This window comes from Streptomyces sp. NPDC002499 (assembly GCF_053595415.1).
On the sequence record NZ_JBSFXO010000014.1, the window covers coordinates 204679 to 225542 of the forward strand.

At 69.8% G+C, this 20864-nt stretch carries 23 protein-coding genes; 16 read left to right on the top strand and 7 right to left on the bottom strand.

The genetic code is table 11. From position 1 onward, the window contains the following. Window positions 1-2: 2 nt before the first annotated feature. Together ACWD5F_RS36070 and ACWD5F_RS36075 are read right to left on the bottom strand one after the other, a co-directional pair. On the bottom strand, window positions 3-473 hold the full coding sequence (locus ACWD5F_RS36070) for a DUF3618 domain-containing protein (RefSeq protein ID WP_451260530.1): 471 nt from the start codon (window positions 471-473) through the stop codon (window positions 3-5). Next, complete coding sequence (locus ACWD5F_RS36075) at window positions 470-889, bottom strand: phage holin family protein (RefSeq protein ID WP_401710970.1); 420 nt, start codon at window positions 887-889, stop codon at window positions 470-472. Before ACWD5F_RS36075 ends, ACWD5F_RS36070 begins: the two co-directional genes overlap by 4 nt. A 489-nt stretch (window positions 890-1378) precedes the next feature. On the opposite strand from ACWD5F_RS36075, the gene ACWD5F_RS36080 reads away from it, so the two are divergent. Further along, window positions 1379-1729: a PRC-barrel domain containing protein gene (locus tag ACWD5F_RS36080; protein WP_451260531.1), complete on the top strand. Its 351-nt coding sequence runs from the start codon at window positions 1379-1381 to the stop codon at window positions 1727-1729. Window positions 1730-1823: 94 nt separating this feature from the next. Then, window positions 1824-2171, top strand: a complete 348-nt coding sequence (locus tag ACWD5F_RS36085; RefSeq protein WP_451260532.1) for a hypothetical protein — start codon at window positions 1824-1826, stop codon at window positions 2169-2171. A 40-nt stretch (window positions 2172-2211) separates the two neighbouring features. Here ACWD5F_RS36085 and ACWD5F_RS36090 read toward each other — a convergent pair whose 3' ends face one another. Then, window positions 2212-2442 carry a DUF5133 domain-containing protein gene (locus ACWD5F_RS36090; protein WP_451260533.1) on the bottom strand — a complete coding sequence of 77 codons (231 nt, stop codon included), beginning with the start codon at window positions 2440-2442 and terminating at the stop codon, window positions 2212-2214. A gap of 290 nt (window positions 2443-2732) precedes the next feature. Here ACWD5F_RS36090 and ACWD5F_RS36095 point away from each other — a divergent pair, with 290 nt between their 5' ends. After that, window positions 2733-4184 (top strand): condensation domain-containing protein, encoded by a 1452-nt coding sequence (locus ACWD5F_RS36095; RefSeq protein WP_451260534.1) that lies wholly within the window; start codon window positions 2733-2735, stop codon window positions 4182-4184. A 64-nt stretch (window positions 4185-4248) separates the two neighbouring features. Here ACWD5F_RS36095 and ACWD5F_RS36100 read toward each other — a convergent pair whose 3' ends face one another. Then, on the bottom strand, window positions 4249-4791 hold the full coding sequence (locus ACWD5F_RS36100) for a GNAT family N-acetyltransferase (protein ID WP_451260535.1): 543 nt from the start codon (window positions 4789-4791) through the stop codon (window positions 4249-4251). Between the two features lie 165 nt (window positions 4792-4956). On the opposite strand from ACWD5F_RS36100, the gene ACWD5F_RS36105 reads away from it, so the two are divergent. The 8 genes from ACWD5F_RS36105 (at window position 4957) to ACWD5F_RS36140 (ending at window position 12705) form a co-directional block, all read left to right on the top strand. Further along, window positions 4957-5157 carry a hypothetical protein gene (locus ACWD5F_RS36105; protein WP_451260536.1) on the top strand — a complete coding sequence of 67 codons (201 nt, stop codon included), beginning with the start codon at window positions 4957-4959 and terminating at the stop codon, window positions 5155-5157. A gap of 137 nt (window positions 5158-5294) precedes the next feature. After that, window positions 5295-6332 carry a LacI family DNA-binding transcriptional regulator gene (locus ACWD5F_RS36110; RefSeq protein WP_451260537.1) on the top strand — a complete coding sequence of 346 codons (1038 nt, stop codon included), beginning with the start codon at window positions 5295-5297 and terminating at the stop codon, window positions 6330-6332. Window positions 6333-6436: 104 nt separating this feature from the next. Beyond that, entirely contained in the window at window positions 6437-7666 is a 1230-nt protein-coding gene (locus ACWD5F_RS36115; RefSeq protein ID WP_451260538.1) for a sugar ABC transporter substrate-binding protein, read from the top strand. After that, window positions 7659-8639, top strand: coding sequence for a carbohydrate ABC transporter permease (locus tag ACWD5F_RS36120; RefSeq protein WP_451260539.1), 981 nt, complete (start codon window positions 7659-7661; stop codon window positions 8637-8639). The genes ACWD5F_RS36115 and ACWD5F_RS36120 overlap by 8 nt, the downstream gene beginning before the upstream one ends. Window positions 8640-8646: 7 nt before the next feature. Beyond that, window positions 8647-9513: a carbohydrate ABC transporter permease gene (locus ACWD5F_RS36125; protein ID WP_451260540.1), complete on the top strand. Its 867-nt coding sequence runs from the start codon at window positions 8647-8649 to the stop codon at window positions 9511-9513. A gap of 41 nt (window positions 9514-9554) precedes the next feature. Beyond that, a complete protein-coding gene (locus tag ACWD5F_RS36130; protein ID WP_451260541.1) occupies window positions 9555-10343 on the top strand; it encodes a ThuA domain-containing protein in 789 nt (262 codons plus the stop codon). Further along, complete coding sequence (locus tag ACWD5F_RS36135; RefSeq protein WP_451260542.1) at window positions 10340-11482, top strand: Gfo/Idh/MocA family protein; 1143 nt, start codon at window positions 10340-10342, stop codon at window positions 11480-11482. Before ACWD5F_RS36130 ends, ACWD5F_RS36135 begins: the two co-directional genes overlap by 4 nt. Window positions 11483-11559: 77 nt before the next feature. Further along, window positions 11560-12705 (top strand): Gfo/Idh/MocA family protein, encoded by a 1146-nt coding sequence (locus ACWD5F_RS36140; RefSeq protein WP_401712857.1) that lies wholly within the window; start codon window positions 11560-11562, stop codon window positions 12703-12705. Between the two features lie 103 nt (window positions 12706-12808). Here ACWD5F_RS36140 and ACWD5F_RS36145 read toward each other — a convergent pair whose 3' ends face one another. Next, entirely contained in the window at window positions 12809-13615 is an 807-nt protein-coding gene (locus ACWD5F_RS36145) for an ArsR/SmtB family transcription factor (protein WP_451260543.1), read from the bottom strand. Window positions 13616-13937: 322 nt separating this feature from the next. On the opposite strand from ACWD5F_RS36145, the gene ACWD5F_RS36150 reads away from it, so the two are divergent. The 4 genes from ACWD5F_RS36150 to ACWD5F_RS36165 all read left to right on the top strand — a co-directional run bounded on the left by ACWD5F_RS36150 (window position 13938) and on the right by ACWD5F_RS36165 (window position 17544). Further along, on the top strand, window positions 13938-15269 hold the full coding sequence (locus ACWD5F_RS36150; RefSeq protein ID WP_451260544.1) for a competence protein CoiA family protein: 1332 nt from the start codon (window positions 13938-13940) through the stop codon (window positions 15267-15269). 141 nt (window positions 15270-15410) lie between these two features. Continuing rightward, window positions 15411-16112, top strand: a complete 702-nt coding sequence (locus ACWD5F_RS36155) for a helix-turn-helix transcriptional regulator (RefSeq protein WP_451260545.1) — start codon at window positions 15411-15413, stop codon at window positions 16110-16112. Further along, complete coding sequence (locus tag ACWD5F_RS36160; RefSeq protein ID WP_451260546.1) at window positions 16109-17080, top strand: pyridoxal-phosphate dependent enzyme; 972 nt, start codon at window positions 16109-16111, stop codon at window positions 17078-17080. The genes ACWD5F_RS36155 and ACWD5F_RS36160 overlap by 4 nt, the downstream gene beginning before the upstream one ends. Before the next feature lie 101 nt (window positions 17081-17181). Then, a complete protein-coding gene (locus ACWD5F_RS36165; protein ID WP_401710921.1) occupies window positions 17182-17544 on the top strand; it encodes a cupin domain-containing protein in 363 nt (120 codons plus the stop codon). Window positions 17545-17639: 95 nt separating this feature from the next. Here ACWD5F_RS36165 and ACWD5F_RS36170 read toward each other — a convergent pair whose 3' ends face one another. Further along, window positions 17640-18614, bottom strand: a complete 975-nt coding sequence (locus ACWD5F_RS36170) for an NAD(P)-dependent alcohol dehydrogenase (RefSeq protein ID WP_451260547.1) — start codon at window positions 18612-18614, stop codon at window positions 17640-17642. A gap of 198 nt (window positions 18615-18812) precedes the next feature. On the opposite strand from ACWD5F_RS36170, the gene ACWD5F_RS36175 reads away from it, so the two are divergent. Continuing rightward, window positions 18813-19514 carry an SDR family oxidoreductase gene (locus ACWD5F_RS36175; protein ID WP_451260548.1) on the top strand — a complete coding sequence of 234 codons (702 nt, stop codon included), beginning with the start codon at window positions 18813-18815 and terminating at the stop codon, window positions 19512-19514. Between the two features lie 22 nt (window positions 19515-19536). Here ACWD5F_RS36175 and ACWD5F_RS36180 read toward each other — a convergent pair whose 3' ends face one another. Next, complete coding sequence (locus ACWD5F_RS36180) at window positions 19537-20829, bottom strand: VWA domain-containing protein (protein WP_451260682.1); 1293 nt, start codon at window positions 20827-20829, stop codon at window positions 19537-19539. Between the last annotated feature and the right edge of the window lie 35 nt (window positions 20830-20864).

A 20864-nucleotide genomic window follows, 5' to 3' on the forward strand; every position in this document is an offset into this window, starting at 1 on the left:
TCTCAACGGCGCTTCCTGGACCGGCGGATGAGCAGCAGCGCGATGAACGCGCCGGCCGCGGCGAGCAGCGGGACGCGGTTGGCGCGTGCCGCGCGCATGCCCTGGTCCGCCTTCTCGAGCACCGGATCCGGGGTCTTCTCCCGCGCGAGCTGCCCGGCCTGAACCGCCTTGTCGCGGACCTGTTCCGTGGCCGCGCCGGCCTTGGCCCGCACCGTCTCCGGGGTCTTGTCCTGCACCACCTGGGCCACGTGTGATGCCTTGTCCCGCAGTTGGGCCTTGGCCTGTGCGGTCTTCTCCTCGACCTGCTGCTTGACGGCGTCCGTCTTCTCCTGGGCGCGGGCCTTGACATCGGCCTTGGCCGCGAGCGCCTCGACGGTCTCGCCGAGTTCCTCTCGGGTCGCTTCGACCTGCTGGCGCAGTTCCTCCGGGGAGGGTGTTGCCTCATCGCCCGTGTGCGGCTTGTCCTGGGTCATCGGTGTGCCTTCTCCTTGATTTCGGCCACGTCGGCCTTGACGCTGTCGATGGTCTGTTCCGGCGTCGGCGGGGATGCCTTGCTGATCTGCTGCCTGCCGAGAGTCGCCATCAGCGCGGAGACCGCGGCCAGGACGGCCGTGACGATCAGCGCCGCCGCCCACACATCCATGACGAGCGAGAGCGCGGCGATCACGGTGACCACCAGGGCCTGGAGGGTGAGAACACCCATCAGACCGGCGCCGCCGAACAGTCCGCCGCCCTTGCCGAAGCGTTTGCCCTTCTGGACCATCTCCGCCTGAGCCAGGCGCATTTCGTCGCGGACCAACTGGGACAACTGCTGCGAGGCACGTTGGACCAGGTCGCCGACCGGTTCCTGTGCTCCGTTGCCGGTGCGGGGGGTGCCTTCTGTCGTCATGGGTACTCACCTGTCCTTCTGGGCGATCAACTGGTCTTCTCCTGCCACCGCCTGATCGTGTGCCGGGTACCCGGACAACGACTCCTCACCGCTCGGTGGATGGATATCCCGCCCGCGGTGCCCCAGAAATGGCATCAGGAAGTGTGAGGGCTGAAACGCGTTATCCGGGGCACTCGGTACTCCGCGGCACCGATGGGCGCCGCTTCCCGAAGGAAAGAGAAAATCGTGTACATAGGTCTGGGTACCGTCGTCCTCATCATTGTCATTGTCCTCATCGTCATGATGCTGCGCCGTCGCTGACCTGTGCCTTTTGACCGCACGATCAGCCATGACCACAGCCCGCCCCGATATTCGGTGGCGCAGGGTTCGCCATCAATAAATGGATGAGTGTGGGACGGGCAACGAGGGGCACCCGTCCCGCCGAGGGTCGCCCACCGAAATATCGGACGGGCTTCCTCGGTATTCACGCATTGCAAGGGGAGGTTTTGTATGACGGACAACATGTGGGGCTATCAGGCCGAGACCGGCCACCAGACGGGGATGGATCTGACCGGCTTCAAGGTCGAGGCGAGCGACGGCTCGATCGGCAAGGTCGACAAGCACTCCGAGGACGTCGGGGCGGCGTACATCGTCGTCGACACCGGAGTCTGGATCTTCGGCAAGCAGGTTCTGCTCCCCGCCGGCGTCATCTCGTCCATCGACGTCGCGGAGCGGACGGTCCACGTCGGCCGCACCAAGGACGAGATCAAGAACTCCCCCGAGTTCGACAAGGACAAGCACGTCGGTGACGCGGGTTACCACGAGCAGGTCGGCGGCTACTACGGAGACGGACGCGTCTGATCGTCACTCCGCAGTACACGTGGGCGGGCACCGGCGTTCTGCCGGCGCCCGCCCACGGCTGCGCCAGTCAAGCCATTCAAGGAGAGTGAGCCCGATGGCCACCGTGTCTCTCACCGGAGCCTCCAAGGAGGACGCCGCCACCGTGTTCGGCGTCCTGCGCATGGCGTTCCCCACCGACCGACCCCCCGAGGACGTGCCCCAGGACCAGCCGGGAGACCGATCAGCCGTCTGGACCGCGGAGTTCGAGCCGACGCAGGAGTGGATCCCGACCGGCCCGATCCCGCTGGAGGGCCTGGTCTCCGCCACTCTGCAAGGCAGTTACGTCGCCGTGGACCGCCTCCGCGAGGCCCTGGACGTGGCGTTCGCCGTACAGGAACGTGGCTCGGCGTCGGGGGACCAGGAGAACGAGGTCGACCTACGGCTCGGCACGAAGCAGCGATGACCTGAGCGGAGGAGTGACGGAAGACCGCGGAGGTACGACGTCAGCCGGCGGTGAGTACGGAGTCGTCCTGGGGGCGGGCGCCGGACAGTCGGTGCCGGGCGACCACGAGAGCGGCGTCGACGTCCCGGGTACCGGTGGACACACACAACGTGTAGGCGACGTCGTCCATCCGGCGTCGTGCGGCGGGGCTGCCGTTCTCGGCGTGCAGCGCGCGCAGGGTCTCGTACTGCTCGACCAGGTCCTTCAACACGGCGGGGTGGGCCATCAGCACCGGCGATCTCCATTCACGTGAGCCTGACATCACCGATGCGGGTACCCCCGACCTGCGCGCCTATGCGGTCGATCGGGGTTGCGGCGAGTCCGGCCTTGTCAGCCGATGAAGGTGGGCCGACACGCGTCGGGATCGCCCCGCCCGCGGGGTCGTGAGGCGACCACCACGGGCCCACCCGGCCACCCGCATCTCGTAGCTCCGGCACATGCTGCCGCGCCGACGTCGCCACCTGATCACCGGACAGTCGTTACCCGTCCAGAGAGTCGTTCTTAGGTGGCGGGAGAGCCAGCATGAGGCAGTTTCCCTTGGAGGCACTCGACTTGGCGCCCGGGCGCCTGGTGGAGTGGCAGCTCGGGCGGACGGGGGAGCAGGCCGGCAGCGGCGGCGACGGGCCGGTCAGACGGGCCTCGTTCAATCAGGACAAGCATTTCAGCGTGGCCGAGGAAGGCCGCAAGGCGGACGATCTGTTCTCCTCCTGGCTCGCCGTCGCGTTCGAGGTGTCGGGGACCCTCGACCGGAGCGCGCTGGAATCCGCGCTGCTGCATTTCGTGCGGCGGCACGAGGTGCTGCGGTGCGAGTTCCGGCGGCTGGCGGGCGAGTTGGCGTGCGAGCCGCTCGGCCCGCGGGACATCGGCCTGACGCCGGTCGAGGTGGGGGAGTTCGAGTCCACGGACGAACTCCGGACGTTTCTGTCCGAGAGCTTCAAGAAGCGGATCGACACGCTCTCCTGGCCGCTGTTCCTGATGGGAGCGGTGGTCCGGGACGAGTCGTCGACGGTGTACCTCGCCTTCGACCACATCGTCTGCGACGGCATGTCGATGCCGAACGTCGTCAGCGACATCCAGACCGCGTACGCCGCGTACGCGGCCGGCGGTGACGTCGTACTTCCCAGTGTCGGCAGCTACTTGGACTTCGCGCAGGAGCAGCGCCGGCGGTACCTGTCGATCAGCGAGTGCGACAGGCGGCTGGACTACTGGAAGTCCTTCATCGCGCGCAACGGTGAGTTCTTCCCGCGGTTCCCGCTCGATCTCGGTATCGATCCGGGACGTACGTATCCCACGGTGAACGAGGCGTTCCCGCTCCTGGACGCCCGGCAGACCGCCGAGTTGGAGAACCGTTGCCGCGCGGTCGGCGGGAAGGCGTTCATGGGGGTGCTGGCCGCGGTCGCGATCTCGCTCCGGCAGGCTGGCGGTCCCGGTGTCTACCGGGGGTTGATGCCGGTCAGCGAGCGCGGCAAGGGCGACTGGCTGGGCTCGATGGGATGGTTCGTCAACACCATGCCCATCGAGTTCTCCGCGGCGGAGGAGGAGAGTTTCGCCGAGGTGGTGGCCAATGTGCGGGCCGGCTTCGCGGACATGCTGCGCAGCATCGACGTGCCGTTCGTCAGGGTGTGGGAACTGCTGGCGCCGGACGACTTCGCCAAGCGCACCTGGCCGTTCCCGGTGAACTTCTTCTCCTACGCCGACATGCGGAAGTGCCCGGGAGCGGAGAACCACGAGAACTGGCGGCCCACGACCCACGTATGGGCATCACGCTCCAACGGAACCTCCTCCTGGTTCCAACGGGACACCGCCGGCCTCCACATGAACTCGATCTACGCCGACACGCCCCAGTCGCGCCGAACGATGACGGACCTTCGCCGCAGGCTCCAGCAAGTGCTGCTGGATATCTCGGACTTCGGCACGATCCCGGCACCACGGAGCGAGACGGCGGGCCCGCGCGTGGCGGTGTCGACGAGGTGAGGCGGGCGCCGGCAGAACTCCGCCCCCGAACCCTTCGCCCCTGCCCCGACCCTTCGCCCCCGCTCTAGCCCTTCGAGTCCGGCTTCCACTCGTGGACGAGGAGACCGAGCAGCACCTCGTCCACGAACTCGCCCATCACCCAGCCCGCGGAGCGCAGCACGCCCTCACGGACGAAGCCGTTGCGCTCGGCGGCTCGCAGCATCGCCTCGTTGTCCGACAGCGTCTCGATCTGCAGTCGTTGCAGGCTGCGTACGACGAAGCCGTACGTGCACAGCACCGCGACCACGTCGGTGCCGTACCCCTTGCCTCGGGCGGAGGGCAGCAGCCCGAGCCCGAGGTGCGCGGACCTGTTGTGGGTGTCGATCTTCCACAGCGTCGCGTCGCCGACCAGCGTGCCGCCCTCCAGCTCCACCACGGAGAACGGGGCGTACGCCTGCTCCTTGTCGTCGACCGCGAACGGCGAGTCCTTCGAACCCGGCGTGATCGGCCGCCACGGCCGCCCGTTGGACCGGGAGAAGTTGGCCACGTCGTCGTGGAGTTCGGCCTGAAGGATCGGAATGTCGTCCTCGTGCCGGGCCCTGAGCCCGACTTTGCTGCCCGTTAGCATGCGAGCTTCCTATCCGAGCGGCCCGACCGGCGGCAAACGAATAAGCGGGCGCGATCATGCCGCCCGGCCATGGAGGCGCCCGATGGTCGCGAGCCCAGAGCCCGGGCTGATCCTGCTGTGCGGGCTGCCCGGGTCCGGCAAGACGACCCTCGCCAGGCGAAGCGTATGCGAGCCCGGTTAGAGGGGCGGTTGTGGGCGCACGCCCACGAGTTGTGCCGACGCCTCGATGCCCGTGCCCGCGCGGGCGACCCGGCGGCGGCCCTGGTCGGCCGCGCGTCGCTGGAGGAGTACGCGAGGCTCTTCCAGGCCCCCGACGCCGACGAGCTGGGGCTTTACGACGTTCCGTCCCCGAGCCGACGCGGTTGACACGGCGATCGTGGGCGACCGGGGCCGATTCTTTTCCTGCACGACCCTTGCCGTCGTTCGCGGCGCCTCCCTACAGTCTCGTCCCAGTCAGTCGATACGCATCGACACCGCGATCGACGCCGAGGGAACCGAGGGAGGTGCTCCGCATGGTCACGAGCCGGGATGTGGCCCGGTTGGCGGGGGTCTCGCAGAGCACGGTCTCCTACGTCATGAGCGGGCGCCGCTCGATATCCCCCGAGACCCGTCGCCGGGTCGAGGAGGCGATCGAGACGCTGGGGTTCCAACCGAACGCCGGTGCGCGGGCGTTGGCGAGTCAGCGCAGCCAAGTCATCGGCCTGGTGGTGCCGTTCGCGCCGGGTGCCGATATGACGGGCGTGCTGCCCTTCATCGAGACGATCACCAAGTGCGCCCGGGAAGAGGACCACAACGTCATCCTGGCCACCGAGGACGAGGGCGCCGAGGGCCTCACCCGGCTCAGCGACCAGTCCCTGTGCGACGCGATCGTGCTGATGGAGGTCGGCTCCAAGGACCCGCGCATCCCCGTGGCGGCGAACCTGAGCGTGCCGGTCATCCTGATCGGCGTGCCGGACGATCCCGCGGGCCTGTACTGCGTCGACCTGGACTACACACTGGCCGGACGCATGGCGGTGGACGAGCTGGCCGCCTCCGCGCACGACCGTGTCGTCCTGCTCGGCTACCCACGTGATGTCATGGCGCGCGACGTCAACTTCGTCCGACGCTTCCTGCGGGGAGCCGAGGAGTCGGCCGCCGCGCACGGCATCGCCTACGCCGAGGTGAGCCCGCCCGACACCAGCCGGGCCGGGGCCGAGGCGGCCCTGGACGAGGCGCTCGCGCAACCGCTGCCCGGCGGGGGCGAGCGGCTCGGACTCGTCGTCCCCGACCCGCAGTTGATCCAGCCGACCCTCCAGAGCCTGCTGGACCGCGGTCTGGTGCCGGGCCGCGACCTGTCCGTCATCGGACTGTGCACGGACCGCACGGCCGAGACCTCCACACCCCCCGTCACCAACCTCTCGCTGGAACCCAGGGACGTCTCGCGCCGCGCGATGCGGATCCTGTTCCGGCTGCTGAACCGCGAGAGCGTGCCCGCCCCTTCGACCGTCGAACTGGTCACCCCGCGTCTGACCCTGCGTCAGACCAGCATGTCCGCCCGCTGATCCCCACTGCTTCGTGTCAAAGGGGATGACGCGTCATTGCTGTCGATACGCATCGACACCCCGCGCGGTCCGCCGAGACAGCGCCGACCGAGGAGAGAAAGAACATGGCTCGACGACGAGCGATCTCCAGCAGAACGACACTGACGGTGACCCTCGCGCTCATGGCGCCGCTCGCGCTGAGCGCCTGTGGCTCGAACAGCGGATCGTCCGGCGGCGCCGACACGCTGCGGGTGATGGACTACTACGCCGATCAGCCCGACAAGGGGATCTACGCGAAGGTCCTGGACGCGTGCGGGCGGCAGAACGGCGTGACGATCAAGCGCGAGGCCGTGGCCGGCCCCTCCCTGATACCCAAGGTGCTGCAACAGGCCTCGTCGCGGACCCTGCCCGACGTCCTGATGCTCGACAACCCCGACCTGCAACAGATCGCCGCCAGCGGCGCCCTCGCGCCGCTCGGCGACTTCGGCCTGAAGGCGGACGGATACGCCAAGGGCGTGGTGGACGCCTCGACCTACCAGGGCAAGCTCTACGGCCTGCAACCGGTCACCAACACCATCGGCCTGTTCTACAACAAGGACATGCTCGACAAGGCGGGAGTCAAGCCGCCCACCACCTGGGCCGAGCTCAAGTCGGCCGCCAAGAAGCTCACTTCGGGCAAGCGGTACGGCATCGCCTTCTCCGCGCCCGCCACCTACGAGGGCACCTGGCAGTTCCTGCCGTTCATGTGGTCCAACGGCGGCGACGAGAAGGACATCGCAACTCCACAGACGGCGCAGGCCCTTCAGCTCTGGGTGGACCTGGTCAAGAGCGGATCGGCCTCCAAGTCCGTGGTCAGCTGGGGCCAGGCCGACGTCAACGACCAGTTCGCGGCGGGCAACGCGGCCATGATGGTCAACGGCCCCTGGCAGTTCCCGGTCCTCGACAAGAAGACGAGCCTGCACTACGACGTCGTCCAGATCCCCGTGCCCAAGGCGGGCGGAACTCCCGTCGTCCCGCTGGGCGGTGAGACCTGGACCGTCCCGCAGACCGGCAACGCGCAGCGCCAGGACAAGGCGGCCAAGGTCGTCGCCTGCCTCAACTCCGACAAGAACCAGCTGGCGCTGGCCGAGCAGCGCCAGACCGTGCCGACGAAGACCGCGCTGATGGACAAGTTCGCGGCGGACCAGCCCAGGATGAAGGCCTTCACCGACCAGGTGCGCAACGCACGTGCCCGCACGGGTGAGTTGGGCAAGGACTGGCCCAAGGCCGCCACCAAGATCTACACCGCCATGCAGACCGCGCTCACCCAGGGGGCGACTCCGGCGAAGGCACTGAAGCAGGCCCAGGATGGCTGACGTACTGCGCCGAGCGGTGCGGGCCAAGGAGCATGCCGTGCAGGCCACGGACAGCGCCCCGGCGGGCCGGAGGCTCGGGAGCCTGCGGAAACGCGGTCGGCGGGGCCAGTCCCACCTGCTGTTCCTGCTGCCCGCCGTGGCCTACATGGTGGCCTTCTTCGGCTACCCGGTCGTGAAGAACGTCGTCATGGGGTTCCAGCACTACACCACGAGCACCTTCTACACCGGCGAGGCGCCCTGGGTCGGCCTCGCCAACTACCGGGCCGTCATCTCGTCCTCCGTCTTCGACAAGGCACTCCTCAACACCGTGCTGTTCACGGTGGGTTCGATCGCGGGGCAGTTCCTCATCGGCCTGGCCATCGCCCTGTTCTTCCGCCGCAGGTTCCCGCTGAACGGTGTACTGCGCTCCCTGCTGCTGTTGCCGTGGCTGGTGCCGCTGATCGTCTCCAGCGCGGTGTGGCGCTGGATCCTCGACCAGGACAACGGCGTCCTCAACCGCTTCCTCGGCGCCCTGCACCTCGTACAGGACCGCCCCGGCTGGCTGACCAGCACCTCGCTGGCGCTGTTCGCGGTAATCGTGGTGAACATCTGGATCGGGATCCCGTTCAACGTCGCGATCCTCTACGGCGGACTCCAGGACATCCCCGAGGAGTTGTACGAGGCGGCGGCCCTGGACGGGGCCACGGGCTGGCGGGCGTTCCGGCACGTGACCTGGCCGCTGCTGCGTCCCGTGGTGAGCGTGGTGCTCGTGCTCGGCGTCGTCTACACGGTCAAGGTGCTGGACGTCATCCTCGGGCTCACCAACGGCGGACCGGCGAACGCGACGCAGACCATCGCCAGCCAGTCCTACCAACTCTCCTTCCAGCAGTTCGACTTCGGACAGGGTGCCGCGCTCGGCAACATCCTCATCGTTATCTCGCTGGTCTTCGCCGTCCTCTACCTGCGCGCGAACCGTCGCGCCGTCGAGCAGTGAGGCCGCCATGGCAACTGTCACGCACACACCGGTCCGACCCGTCACATCCGCACCCGTCCAACGGCGGCGCTCCCGGCGGCCCTGGCGATACACCGCGATCGGCGCGCTGATCCTGGCCGTGATGCTCTTCCCGGTCTACTGGATGGTCAATGTCTCCCTCCAGCCGGCCAACACCGCAGTCAGCACACCCTGGTTCCCGACCCACCTGAACCTCGACGGCTACACCACCGCGCTGAGCCAGCAGGGGTCGAACCTCCTGACCAGCCTGCTCGTCGCGGTGGGGAGCGTGGTGTTCAGTCTGATCATCGCCAGCCCGGCCGCGTACGCGCTCGCCCATGTCGACGCGCGCTGGGTCGGACCCGTGCTGTTCGGGATCCTGATCAGCCAGATGGTCCCCGGCATCGTCGTGGCCAACGCCCTCTACAGCGCGTACAACGATCTCGGGCTGCTCAACTCGATCCCCGGCCTGGTCCTGGCCGACTCCACCGCGGGCATCCCGTTCGCGATCCTGATCCTGCGGGCCTTCATGGGCAACATTCCGTCCTCGGTGATCGAGGCGGCGCGGGTGGACGGGGCGGGTAGGGTCCGGGCGTTCGTTTCGATCGTCCTGCCGATGAGCAGGAACGCCCTTATCACCGCAGGGCTGTTCACGTTCCTGTTCACCTGGAGCGACTTCCTCTTCGCGCTGACCCTGACGACGACCGAGGACGTCCGCCCCGTCACCCTCGGCCTCTACCAGTACCTCGGCGCCCACGTCAGCGACTGGAACGCGGTGATGGCCACCGCGACCCTCGCCTCGGTCCCGGCTCTCGTACTGCTCCTGGTGGCACAGCGCTACATCGCCACCGGCGTGACCGGCGGAGCCGTCAAATGACCCGCCCCCAGGGCGACTTCGGAGAAAGGCAGAACACTCCTGTGACCACGTCTTCCGCACCGCCCCCGGCCCCGATCCGCGTGACCGTGTGGGGGGAGAACCGCCACGAGAAGATCGAGGAGCACGTGGCCAAGATCTACCCGCAGGGCATGCACACCACGATCGCCGAGGGCATCAAGGAGAACCTCGGCGATGCCTGCACCGTACGCACGGCCACGCTGGACGACCCCGAACACGGCCTGACCGAAGAGGTGTTGGCGTCGACCGACGTCCTCACCTGGTGGGGACACGCGGCCCACGCCGAGGTGTCGGACGAGGTCGTCGAACGGGTGCACCGGCACGTCCTGTCGGGCATGGGCCTCGTGGTACTGCACTCCGGCCATTGGTCGAAGATCTTCGTCAAGCTCATGGGCACCAGCTGCACCCTGCGCTGGCGCAACGAGCACGACCGCGAGCTGGTGTGGACGGTGAACCCGACTCACCCCATAGCCCAGGGAGTTCCGCATCCGCTCGTCGTCGACGAGGACGAGATGTACGGCGAGTTCTTCGACATCCCCGTCCCGGACGAACTGGTCTTCGTCAGCTCGTTCACGGGCGGCGAGGTGATCCGCAGCGGCTGCACCTTCCGTCGCGGCCACGGCAGGATCTTCTACTTCAGCCCCGGCGACCAGGACTACCCCGTCTACCACAACAAGGGCATCCGACGGGTGATCGCCAACGGCGTCCAGTGGGCGCGTACGGACCGGCCCGAGCGCGCCGTCCCGGTGCTGTTGCGCTACGACACCGACGACTTCTTCAACGGCGTGGACTACTCGGGGCCGCTTCGATGACCCACCGGACGATTCCCTGCGGGCCCGACAACCCCCTGCGCGTGATCGTGGTCGGCGCCGGCTCCATGGGACAGCAGTGGCTGACCACCGTCACCGCCGCACCCGAGGCCGAACTCGTCGGCATCGTCGACCTCGACCTGGACGCGGCCCATCGGTCGGCCGCCGCTGTGGGCCTGCCGGACCTCCCGGTCGGCGCCGACGCGGTCGCGCTCGCGGCCGACACCGGCGCCCAGGCACTCGTCAACGTGACGGTCCCGGTGGCCCACCACCCCGTCACCACCGCCGCGTTGTTCGCCGGACTGCCCGTCCTCGGCGAGAAACCGATCGCCGACACCCTGGCCCACGCCCTGTCCCTGGCCGCAGCATCCGAGGTGAGCGGCGAACTGTTCATGGTGAGCCAGTCCCGGCGCTGGAACCCCCAACTCTTCGCCCTGCGTGGGATGTTGGGGGAACTCGGCGCGATCGGCACGCTGACGACCGAGTTCTTCAAAGCACCGCACATGGGCGGTTTCCGCGAGGAGATGGCGTACCCGCTGCTGATCGACATGGCCATCCACGCCTTCGACTCGGCCCGCTTCCTGCTCGGAGCGGATCCGGTCTCCGCCTACTGCCAGGCGTACAACCCGCCGTGGAGCTGGTACGCCGGCGACGCCGCCGCGAGCGCCGTCTTCGAGATGGAGGGCGGTGCGCGCTATGCGTACAACGGGAGTTGGTGCAGTCCGGGCGCCGAGACGTCGTGGAACGGGGTGTGGCGGGCGAGCGGCGAGAAGGGCTCGGCGCAGTGGGACGGCGACCACGAGCCCGTGCTCGTCGCCGACGTACAACCCGCCGAGCGGCCCCGCTCCCCGTACTCCGACATCGCCGGGGCGCTGCGCGTCTTCGTCGAGTCGCTGCGGACCGGCAGCGTGCCCATGGGCGAGGTGCACGAGAACACCATGAGCCTGGCGATGGTCGAGGCCGCGGTGGAGTCGGCCAGGACCGGCCGTCGCGTACTCGTCGACGACGTGCTCGACCAAGCGTACGCGGCGGCCCTGCGTGAGGAGAGCCGCCCCGACGTACGCGCCGCCCTCGCCGCCTGGCCGTCGGTCCGCGGCGCCCTCGCCCCGCACCGGACACCGCCCGCCGCCGCGTCCGCCTGACGCCCTACCGATACGGAGATCCCGTGCCCCGCCCTTCGCCCGACCCCGTGCCCGGCCGCCCCCGCCTCGGGGTGGCGATGATCGGCCACTCGTTCATGGGAGCCGTGCACTCCCAGGCCTGGCGCACCGCACCCCGAGTGTTCGACCTGCCCTTCGACGTCGACATGACCGTCGTCTGCGGCCGTGACCCCAAGGGCACGGCGCGGGCCGCCGAGCGGCTGGGGTGGGGCGACTGGGCGGTCGACTGGCGGCAGGTGGTGTGCCGCGACGACGTGGACGTCGTCGACATCTGCACGCCCGGCGACTCGCACGCCGAGATCGCGATCGCCGCCCTGGCCGCCGGCAAACACGTGCTGTGCGAGAAGCCCCTCGCCAACACGGTGGAGGAGGCCGAGCGGATGGCCGCGGCAGCCCAGGAGGCCGCGGAGGCGGGCGTCCGGTCGATGGTCGGTTTCAACAATCGGCGCGTGCCCGCGCTGGCCCACGCCGCGTGGCTGATCGCCGAGGGCGTGATCGGCAAGGTGCGGCACGTCAGAGCCCAGTACCTCCAGGACTGGATCGTCGACCCCGAGTTCCCGCTGGTGTGGCGGCTGCGGAAGGAGAAGGCCGGTTCCGGCGCGCTGGGCGACCTCGGCTCGCATGTCATCGACCTGCTCCAGCACCTGACCGGCGAGCGGCTCACCGGGGTGTCGGCGGTACAGGCCACATTCGTCACCGAGCGCCCGCTGCCGACGGAGTCCAGCGGGCTGTCGGCGAGCGCAGGGGAACAGCGCGGCCAGGTGACCGTCGACGACGCGACCGCGTTCACGGGTCGGCTGGAAGGCGGTGCCCTCGTCGTGGTCGAAGCGACGCGTTTCGCCACGGGACGCAAGAACGCCATGCGGATCGAGGTGAACGGGTCACGAGGGTCGCTCGCCTTCGACTTCGAGGCGATGAACGAGCTCCAGCTGTACGACGCCACCGATTCGGAGACGGAGGCGGGATTCCGCCGGATCCTGGAGACGGATCCCGAACACCCGTACCTGAGCGCCTGGTGGCCGCCCGGTCACGGCCTGGGCTACGAGCACGCGTTCGTCCACCAGGTCCACGACTTCCTGACGGCGCTGGCGGAGGACGGGAGCCGGCCGAGCCCCTCGTTCGCCGACGGCCTCCAGGTCCAGTGCGTGATGCGGGCCGTCGAACGCAGTGCCGCGGACTCCTCACGCTGGACGAGCGTCGACTGATCGACGGGGGTGCCGTGCGGGAGTGTTCACCACGCGCGCGTCGCGGACCGAGCAGTACGCGCACGGGGGCTGCAAAAGCTCCACGCGCGCGTGGGCGGCACCTTCACCCCGCGTCGAGCAGCCGCAGCCCCAGCGGGGTCGCCGAGTGCAGGACGTACTTGCCGGCGCGTCGGCTGTCGACCAGGCCACCCTCGCGCAGCACGCCGAGCTGGTGGCTGACGCTCGGCAGGGAGAGGCCCACCGCCTCGGCGACCTCGGAGGTGGTCCGGCCCTCCCGCTCGGCCACGTCGGCCAGGACCGCTGCACGCGTGCGTCCCAGCAGACGTACGAGCGACTCCCCGGTCCGGCGGGAGACGTCCAGCGGGGTCTTCGACACCGGGTACACGAGCACCGGCGCCAACTCCGGGTCCGCCAGCGCCGTCGGCCTCCCCCAGCAGAAGTACGACGGGACCAGCAGCAGCCCGCGCCCTTGGAGATGCAGGTCGCGGTCCACGGGGTAGTCCACCTCGAGGACCGGGGAGCGCCAACGGGCATGCGGATGCAGCCCGTTCAGGAGCGCGACGGTGCCGCCGTCCAGGAGCGTCTTCGTGCGCCGGTCGAGGTCGTCGCCGACCATCGCGCGCACCTGGGACCAGTGCGGCTCCACCAGGGTGCGGAAATAGACCCCCAGCGCGCGCGTGAGGGCGGCCAGTCCACCGTCGCCGGGGCGGCCGAGCCCGGTCGTCCAGGCGGGCAGCGAACGAGTCCCGCTCAGCCGCGTCAGCTCGCGCACCACCCGTCGGCGCGGAGTGGCACGCACCTCGTCGAGGCCTGCGGTCAACTCCGCGCCGGAGATCGGGGGAGTGAGGAAATCGGGGATGTAGCCCGCGCTGGGGATCAGTGACCGCAGCGGCTGCAGGGCCTCTCTCAACGCCGGTTCACCGGCGATTCTCGAACGTGCCGAACGACGCCACTGACCGAATTCGAGCGGTCCCTGTCCGGTCTTCAGTCGACACATACTGCAGACCAGCTCCCACAGCGGGTCCGGGCGCCGCAGGATCCGGATGCTCTGCAGGTCGTGGGGGGTGAAATGAATACGGAGCATTACGTCCTCGTTCGCTAGGAACATGCCGGACGCGAGCCGCCCTGCTCTTGCCCGGCGATTCCCGTTATATCAACGAACGCAATTCCGTGGCCCCTTCATGCCCGGCCGCCCGAACCCCGTTGTCAGTGGCGCGTCCTACGCTCGAAGCATGACCTACAGCGTCTGGCACAGGGGCCTCGGAATCACGCTCGACCTCACCGAGGCCGATCTCGGGCACCCGGAATACCCGGGGCTGCTCGACGAGATCTACGGCAATTACCAGCCGGATCTTCTGTACTGCCTGGAAGCCCATGAGGACGAGGGCTTCATCTGCCCCGGCTTCATGGCGATCCGCAAGGTCGACGGCCGTCCGCACGGGATGCATGTGGCCAAGGGCGAGCGCCCCGAGACGAAGGCCGAGAGCGATCTCCACAAGGCACTCGAGGAATACACCGCTCAGGTCGCCGGGGGAGAAGGGTTCCGCGTCACCCGCCCGGACGACGGCCGGCGCGGGAAGCGGCGCACGGACGTGACCGTGGAGGGCACCGACAGCAGGCGGTTCGGCTACGAGATCCAGCTCTCGGCGATCGCGGGCGGATCCGTCGACGAGCGCACCCGCGGCGCGCGCGAGGCCGGGCTCACCCCGCTGTGGCTGGTCAACAACGAGAACGCGATCCCCATCGACCGCGCCCCCTGGGCCCGGCTGAACGTACAGAGCTGGCGTGACGTGACCGACCGCGCGGCCCTGCCGGTGCGCGGCGGCATCAAGCAGCTGCACATGTCCCGCTGCGACTGGACCAACCCGGTCCCGTGCCCACGCCAGGGCACCAGCAGGTGCGGCGGCCGGCACGGGCTGTGGGAACCGGTGCGCGGTCTCTACTACGACGACGTCATCCGGCGCACGGCCACCGGTGAACTCGTCTCGCTCTACCTGCCCCACCCGGCGGGCCGCCGAGGCTGGCACATGTGGGTCACCCCGGCGGACAAGGAGGAGTTCCTCGAAGGCCGCCCGGAACCCCTGCCCGGGGTGCCGACGCAGCGCCGGGGAGGAGCGGCGGATCCCGTACGCCGACCGCTCGACCCGGGGACCGGGGACGGCACGGAGGCGGACGTCCGGGCGGAGCTCGCGCGGGCGCGTGACGACGAACGGCCCCTCGACGCCTCGCTGTGGCACACGGAACCGCCGTCCTGGGAGTTCTCCCGGCCGTTCACCGTGGGCGAGTTCGTCATACCCGGCGACCTGGTCGCCGCCCGGCGCACCTTCACCAGGGCGCTGGCCCACTGCCAGGACATCGCCTCGCACCTGCCCAGCGGCGCCGATGTCGCGGCGGGGCGGGCCGAGATCACCGGCGAGCAGCGGGAGCGGCTGTCGGACGCGCGTGAGCGGTGCCGCCGGCTGGCCGAGGAGATGCACACCCACACCTGGTGGGAGACGGTCGGCGACCGGCACGCGGCGAGGGAGGCGCTGGTGCACGCGGCGACACACGACTCGGTGTCCTAGGCGGACGGCGTCCCGAGTGCGGCGGCGCCGTGGACTCTGGACTTTTAGTCCAGAGATTGGACATGTAGTCTAGGTCTCGGGCGCGGCCCGGAATCACCGAAGCCGCCGAATCACAGAGCCGCGAAAGAACGGGGGCACGTCATGGTCGCCGACAAGGCACGGGCGCTCACCGCCGAACGCGACGCGATCATCGCCGCCCTCGGACCGGTCGTCGACGGCCTCGTGGCGACCTTCGGGCCGATGTGCGAGGTGGTCCTGCACGACTACCGGCGGCCCGAGAAGTCCGTCGTCGCCCTCGCCGGCTCGGTCACCGGACGGGCCGTGGGCGGGTCGATGAGCGAGATCGGCCTGCGGATCGTCGCCCGCGGCGACGCGGCGGCAGACGACCTCAACTACGTCACCCGCACCCCGACCGGCCGACTCGTGAAGTCGTCCACGATGGTCCTGCGGGACTCCACGAGCGCGGTCTTCGGCGCGCTGTGCGTCAACGTGGACATCACCGCCGTAGGAGAGGCCCACGCACTGCTCGGCGCGCTGGCCGGCCTGGGACAGGGCGCCACGGACGCACCGGTCACCACCTTCGGCAACGACGTCGACTCCGTCGTGGACGCCATCCTCGACACCCACCTCGCCGGACAGCACCGGACCTGGGCCGGGTTGGACCGCGCGGGACGGCTCGACCTGTTCCGGGGTCTGGACGAGCACGGCGTGTTCGCGGTGCGCCGCGCCGTCGAGCAGGTCGGCGCCCGCCTCGGCATCTCCCGCGCCTCCGCCTACAGCTACCTCTCCCAGGCCCGCGCCGCCGCGGCCCCGACGCCCGACCCCGATGGAGGACCCGCGTGACGACCACCACCCCGCCGATCACCCTCGACGCCGTCCGTGACGCCGCCGCACAGATCAAGGGCATCGCCCACCGCACCCCCGTGCTCCGCTCCCGCACCCTCGACGCGCTGGTCGGCGCCGAGGTCCACATCAAGTGCGAGAACTTCCAGCGGATCGGCGCCTTCAAGTTCCGCGGCGCCTACAACGCGGCCTCCCGGCTCACCCCGGAGGAACTGGCCCGCGGCATCGCCGCCTACTCCTCCGGCAACCACGCCCAGGCGGTCGCCCTGGCGGCCCGGGAGCTGGGCAGCACCGCCGTCATCGTCATGCCCGAGGACACCCCGCGCTCCAAGCGGGACGCCACCGCCGGATACGGCGCCGAGATCGTCACGTACGACCGCTACACCGAGGACCGTGTCGCCGTCGGCGAGGCACTGGCCGCCGAGCGCGGGCTCGCCCTCATCCCGCCGTACGAGCATCCGCACGTGATGGCGGGACAGGGCACCGCGGCGCTCGAACTCCTCGAGGAGACCGGGGAGTTGGACGCGCTGATCGTGCCGGTCGGTGGCGGTGGCCTGATCGCCGGGAGCGCCACGGCGGCCAAGGGTCTGCACCCCGGGATCCGGGTGATCGGTGTCGAGCCGGAGGCAGGGGACGACACCAAGCGGTCCCTGGAGGCGGGGAAGCGGGTCAGCATCCCGGTGCCCCGCACCATCGCCGACGGCCAGGCCGCGGACATCCCCGGCGAGCTGACGTTCTCGGTGAACCAGCGGCTCGTCGACGAGATCGCCCTGGTGTCCGACGACGAGATCCGGGCCGCGATGCGGTTCGTGTTCGAGCGGCTGAAGATCGTCGTGGAGCCGAGCGGGGCGACTCCGCTGGCCGCGCTGCTCAGCGGGCGGGTAGGTGCTCTGCCGCGCCGGATCGGCGTGATCGTCTCCGGCGGCAACATCGCCGCCGACCGCTTCGCGGAGCTGTGCGGCCACTGATCGACAGCCGGGAGGCACCTGCCGACATCCCCCGAATGGCGCCATCCGTTTGACAGACCGACGATGGAGTGGTGGGCGGGTTCGAACGGAAGGGAGCCGTCATGATCGAGATCAAGTCGGTGGACAAGCCCGACGAACGGCGCGATTTCCCGCGCGGCCACCTGGAAGCGGTCCATCTCACCGGGCTCGACTTCGCGGTGGGCACTTTCGAACCCGGCTGGCGCTGGTCCGAGTCCGTGGCGCCCATCGCCGGCACGGAGAGCTGCCAGGTCCATCACAACGGCTACGTCGTCCAGGGACGCATGGGCATGCGCATGGAGAACGGCGGTGAGAGCGAGGTCGGACCCGGCGACGTCTTCGTGGTTCCGCCCGGGCACGACGCCTGGGTCATCGGCGACGAACAGGTCATCGTGTACGACTTCGCCGGCGGTATGGCCCAGGAGTACGCGAAGGCCAAGGACTAGGCGCCGCGTTCATCGCGTTCCGTCCGGAAGGTCGGAGAAAAGGTCGGGAAATAGGTCGCAGAACAGGCGCTCTCGCGGCCCTTCTCGCGGCGTTCTCACACCGTGATGACGATCTTCGACCGCGCGTGCTCCACCTCCATGTGCCGCATGGCCTCCGGCACTTCGCTCAGTGGATAGGTGCGCTCGACGACCGGCGAGAGCTGCCCGGACTCGGCGAGCCTGCGCAGCTCCGCCAGGTTCGCCTTGCTCTGTTTCGCGGGGAGTTCGCGCAGCCGCTGACGGACGAAGGGCGCGGCCAGCCGCCCCTTGATGAAGAGCGCCATCGGCCCGATCAGACTGCCGCCCTCGTAGAAGCCCCCGCCGGACAGGACGAGCGTCCCGGTGCGCGTCAGGGCGCGCCGGAAGTCGGTCAGTGAGCGGTTGCCCACCAGGTCCAGGACGACGTCGTAGCGGCGCCCGGCCCGGGTGAAGTCCTCCCGCGTGTAGTCGACGACGTGGTCCGCGCCGAGCGAGCGCACCAGGTCCACGTTCCGGGTGCTGCACACGCCGGTCACCTCGGCGCCGTAGGACTTGGCGATCTGTACGGCGAACGTGCCCACACCGCCGGACGCGCCGTTCACCAGCACCGACTGCCCCGCCTCGATCCCGGCGATGTCCCGCAGGCCGATCAGCGCGGTGTTCGCCGCGAGCGGCACCGCGGCCGCCTGCTCGAAGGTGAACCCGGCCGGTTTCACGTCCACCGAGTGGTCGGCGGCGCAGACGAACTCCGCGAACGCGCCGTCGGCCTCCCCGTACACCTCGTCCCCGGGCCGCAGCCCCTTGACCGCGCTGCCGACCGCCTCCACGCGCCCGGCGAAGTCCCGGCCCCTGATCCGCGCCTTGGGCCGGCCGAACCCCATGCTCAGCCGGGCGATCTTCGGATCGCCGCGCATGAAGTGCCAGTCGTAGGCGTTGACCGAGGCCGCGAGCACCCGCACCAGCACCTCGCCCTCGTCCGGCACGGGCTGGTCGACCTCCTTGAACTCCAACGTGTCCGCCGAGCCGTACCGGTCCTGAACGACTGCCTTCATGGGATCCCCCTCCATCACTCGGGAGAGTAGGGAAATTCCGCCGCCCCCGATATCCGGGACGAGCCCTACGTCTCCGGGATGACGCGCGCTCCCGCTTGCCCTTGGAAACCGATCGGTTTACTGTGGTCGAGACATGGAAACCGATCGGTTTCCAGTCGGTCCGCCTACCCAGTGTTCGCACAGTCGGGAGAACCCCCCATGACCACCATCGAAGGTTCCGTCGCCCTGGTCACCGGCGGCAGCCGAGGCATCGGCAAGTCGCTGGTCGAAGCCCTCTACGAGCGAGGCGCCAAGAAGGTGTACGCCACCGCCCGCGACCCGCGCACGGTCACGCACCCGGACGCCGTGCCGCTGGCCCTCGAGGTGAGCGACCCCGACTCCGTGGCGGCCGCCGCCGCGCAGGCCCAGGATGTGACCCTGCTCATCAACAACGCGGGCGCGTCCGTGAACGCGAACTTCCTGGACTCGCCCATCGAGGACGTCCGCCGCGAGTTCGAGACCAACTTCTACGGACCGCTGCTCGTCACCCGCGCCTTCGTTCCCATCATCGAGCTCAACGGCGGCGGCCACATCCTGAACTTCCACTCCGTGCTGTCCTGGGTCGGCCTCCTCGGCTCCTACAGCGCCTCCAAGGCGGCCCTGTGGTCCCAGACCAACTCCCTGCGCCTGGACCTGAAGCCGCGCGGCATCGAGGTCACCGGTCTGCACGTCGGTTACGTGGACACGGACATGGCCGCCCACGTCGACGCGCCCAAGTCCACGCCCGAGAGCGTCGCCTCCCAGGCCCTCGACGGCATCGAGGCCGGCGCCTACGAAGTGCTCGCCGACGACCTCACCCGCCAGGTCAAGGCAGGCCTGGCCGCCGACCCCTCGGTGCTCTACCCGCAGCTCGCCGCCTAGGCGTGCCGGCTCGCGGAGTCGCTCACACCGGCAGCAGACGCGCCACCAGCGCGCCGAGCTGCCGGGCGTTGCGGCACTCGAACATCTCCACCAGACCGGCGTAGTCGAGTGCCGCGGAGTCGCCCGTGCCCCACTGGGTACGCGGCTCGGGGTTCAACCAGTAGACGCGGCGGGCCCGTTCGGACACCCGCCGGACGGCCGCCAGGTTCGGGTCGCTCATGTTCGTGCGGGCGTCGCCGAGCACGAAGACCGTCGTACGCGGACCGACCGCGTCGCCGTAGCGCTCCGCGAACTCGCCCAGGGCGACGCCGTAATCGCTGCTCTCGTGCCAGCCGGTGAGCGTGGCCTGAGTCCTGATGTGGGCGCCGAGCCCCTCGGGATCGGCCGTGCCGTGCGTCAGAAGGCCGGTCACCTCGTCGATCCGGTTGACGAAGGCGAACGTCCGCACCTTGCTGAACTGGTCGTGCAGCGCCTGCACCAGCAGCATCGTGAAGTCCGAGAAGCCGGACACCGAGCCCGACACGTCGCACAGCAGGACGAGTTCGGGCCGCACCGGCCGGCGCCTGCGCAGCACCGGCTTCATCGGCACCCCGCCCGTCGACAGCGAGCCGCGCAGGGTGCGCCGCAGTTCGATGGTGCCCCGCGCGGCCCGGCGCCGACGCGCCGCGAGCCGGGTGGCGAGCTTACGGGCCAACGGCTGTACGGTCCTGCGCAGTTCGGCGAGCCGGTCCTTGCCGGCGTACAGGAAGTCCACCCGGTCCGCCGTCGGCGCCACCGCGCGCCGGGCCAGCTCGTCCCGGTCGCGCCGCTCGGCGACCCGCCGCCGCGCCTCCGCCGCCACCAGCCGCCGGAACGTCTCGATGCGCCGCCGGATCTCGTCGTCGAGCAACCGGTCCGAGAACCCCGAACTGCCGTCCCGCGCACGGACGTCGTCACGGACCCGGGCGAACAGCGTCTGCGGCCGGATCCGTTCGAGAGTCTGGTACGAGGACCAGCCGTCCGACCGCGGTGACGTGCCGTAGCCGCCGAAGCCGTCGACCGCCTCCGCCGCCAACTGCCCCATCAGCGAGACGTCTTGGGCGGCCAGCGCCGCCGCGAGCCGGTCCCGCAGGTCCTCCCGGCCGGCGGACTCCGTCTCCGGGGCGCCGACGCCCCGCGGGAAGTACAGGTCGAAGACGGGGTCGAACACCTGGCGCTGCGCCGGGCCGTGCAGCAGCGTCGCGGCCAGCCCTTCGCGCAGCAATTCGCGGTCGGCCAGGCCCAGTTCGGCCATCGCCTGGGCCGCGTCGACGGTCTCGCCGGTCCCGATGCGCATGCCGTGCGCGCGCAGCGCCCCGACCAGCGAGGTCA

What these genes read in the sequence shown, in the direction of transcription:
- ACWD5F_RS36070 (WP_451260530.1), bottom strand. Translation starts at nt 473, where the DNA reads ATGACCCAGGACAAGCCGCACACGGGCGATGAGGCAACACCCTCCCCG.
- ACWD5F_RS36075 (WP_401710970.1), bottom strand. Translation starts at nt 889, where the DNA reads ATGACGACAGAAGGCACCCCCCGCACCGGCAACGGAGCACAGGAACCG.
- ACWD5F_RS36080 (WP_451260531.1), top strand. Translation starts at nt 1,379, where the DNA reads ATGACGGACAACATGTGGGGCTATCAGGCCGAGACCGGCCACCAGACG.
- ACWD5F_RS36085 (WP_451260532.1), top strand. Translation starts at nt 1,824, where the DNA reads ATGGCCACCGTGTCTCTCACCGGAGCCTCCAAGGAGGACGCCGCCACC.
- ACWD5F_RS36095 (WP_451260534.1), top strand. Translation starts at nt 2,733, where the DNA reads ATGAGGCAGTTTCCCTTGGAGGCACTCGACTTGGCGCCCGGGCGCCTG.
- ACWD5F_RS36100 (WP_451260535.1), bottom strand. Translation starts at nt 4,791, where the DNA reads ATGCTAACGGGCAGCAAAGTCGGGCTCAGGGCCCGGCACGAGGACGAC.
- ACWD5F_RS36105 (WP_451260536.1), top strand. Translation starts at nt 4,957, where the DNA reads ATGCGAGCCCGGTTAGAGGGGCGGTTGTGGGCGCACGCCCACGAGTTG.
- ACWD5F_RS36115 (WP_451260538.1), top strand. Translation starts at nt 6,437, where the DNA reads ATGGCTCGACGACGAGCGATCTCCAGCAGAACGACACTGACGGTGACC.
- ACWD5F_RS36120 (WP_451260539.1), top strand. Translation starts at nt 7,659, where the DNA reads ATGGCTGACGTACTGCGCCGAGCGGTGCGGGCCAAGGAGCATGCCGTG.
- ACWD5F_RS36125 (WP_451260540.1), top strand. Translation starts at nt 8,647, where the DNA reads ATGGCAACTGTCACGCACACACCGGTCCGACCCGTCACATCCGCACCC.
- ACWD5F_RS36135 (WP_451260542.1), top strand. Translation starts at nt 10,340, where the DNA reads ATGACCCACCGGACGATTCCCTGCGGGCCCGACAACCCCCTGCGCGTG.
- ACWD5F_RS36140 (WP_401712857.1), top strand. Translation starts at nt 11,560, where the DNA reads ATGATCGGCCACTCGTTCATGGGAGCCGTGCACTCCCAGGCCTGGCGC.
- ACWD5F_RS36150 (WP_451260544.1), top strand. Translation starts at nt 13,938, where the DNA reads ATGACCTACAGCGTCTGGCACAGGGGCCTCGGAATCACGCTCGACCTC.
- ACWD5F_RS36155 (WP_451260545.1), top strand. Translation starts at nt 15,411, where the DNA reads ATGGTCGCCGACAAGGCACGGGCGCTCACCGCCGAACGCGACGCGATC.
- ACWD5F_RS36165 (WP_401710921.1), top strand. Translation starts at nt 17,182, where the DNA reads ATGATCGAGATCAAGTCGGTGGACAAGCCCGACGAACGGCGCGATTTC.
- ACWD5F_RS36170 (WP_451260547.1), bottom strand. Translation starts at nt 18,614, where the DNA reads ATGAAGGCAGTCGTTCAGGACCGGTACGGCTCGGCGGACACGTTGGAG.
- ACWD5F_RS36175 (WP_451260548.1), top strand. Translation starts at nt 18,813, where the DNA reads ATGACCACCATCGAAGGTTCCGTCGCCCTGGTCACCGGCGGCAGCCGA.
- ACWD5F_RS36180 (WP_451260682.1), bottom strand. Translation starts at nt 20,829, where the DNA reads ATGCGCATCGGGACCGGCGAGACCGTCGACGCGGCCCAGGCGATGGCC.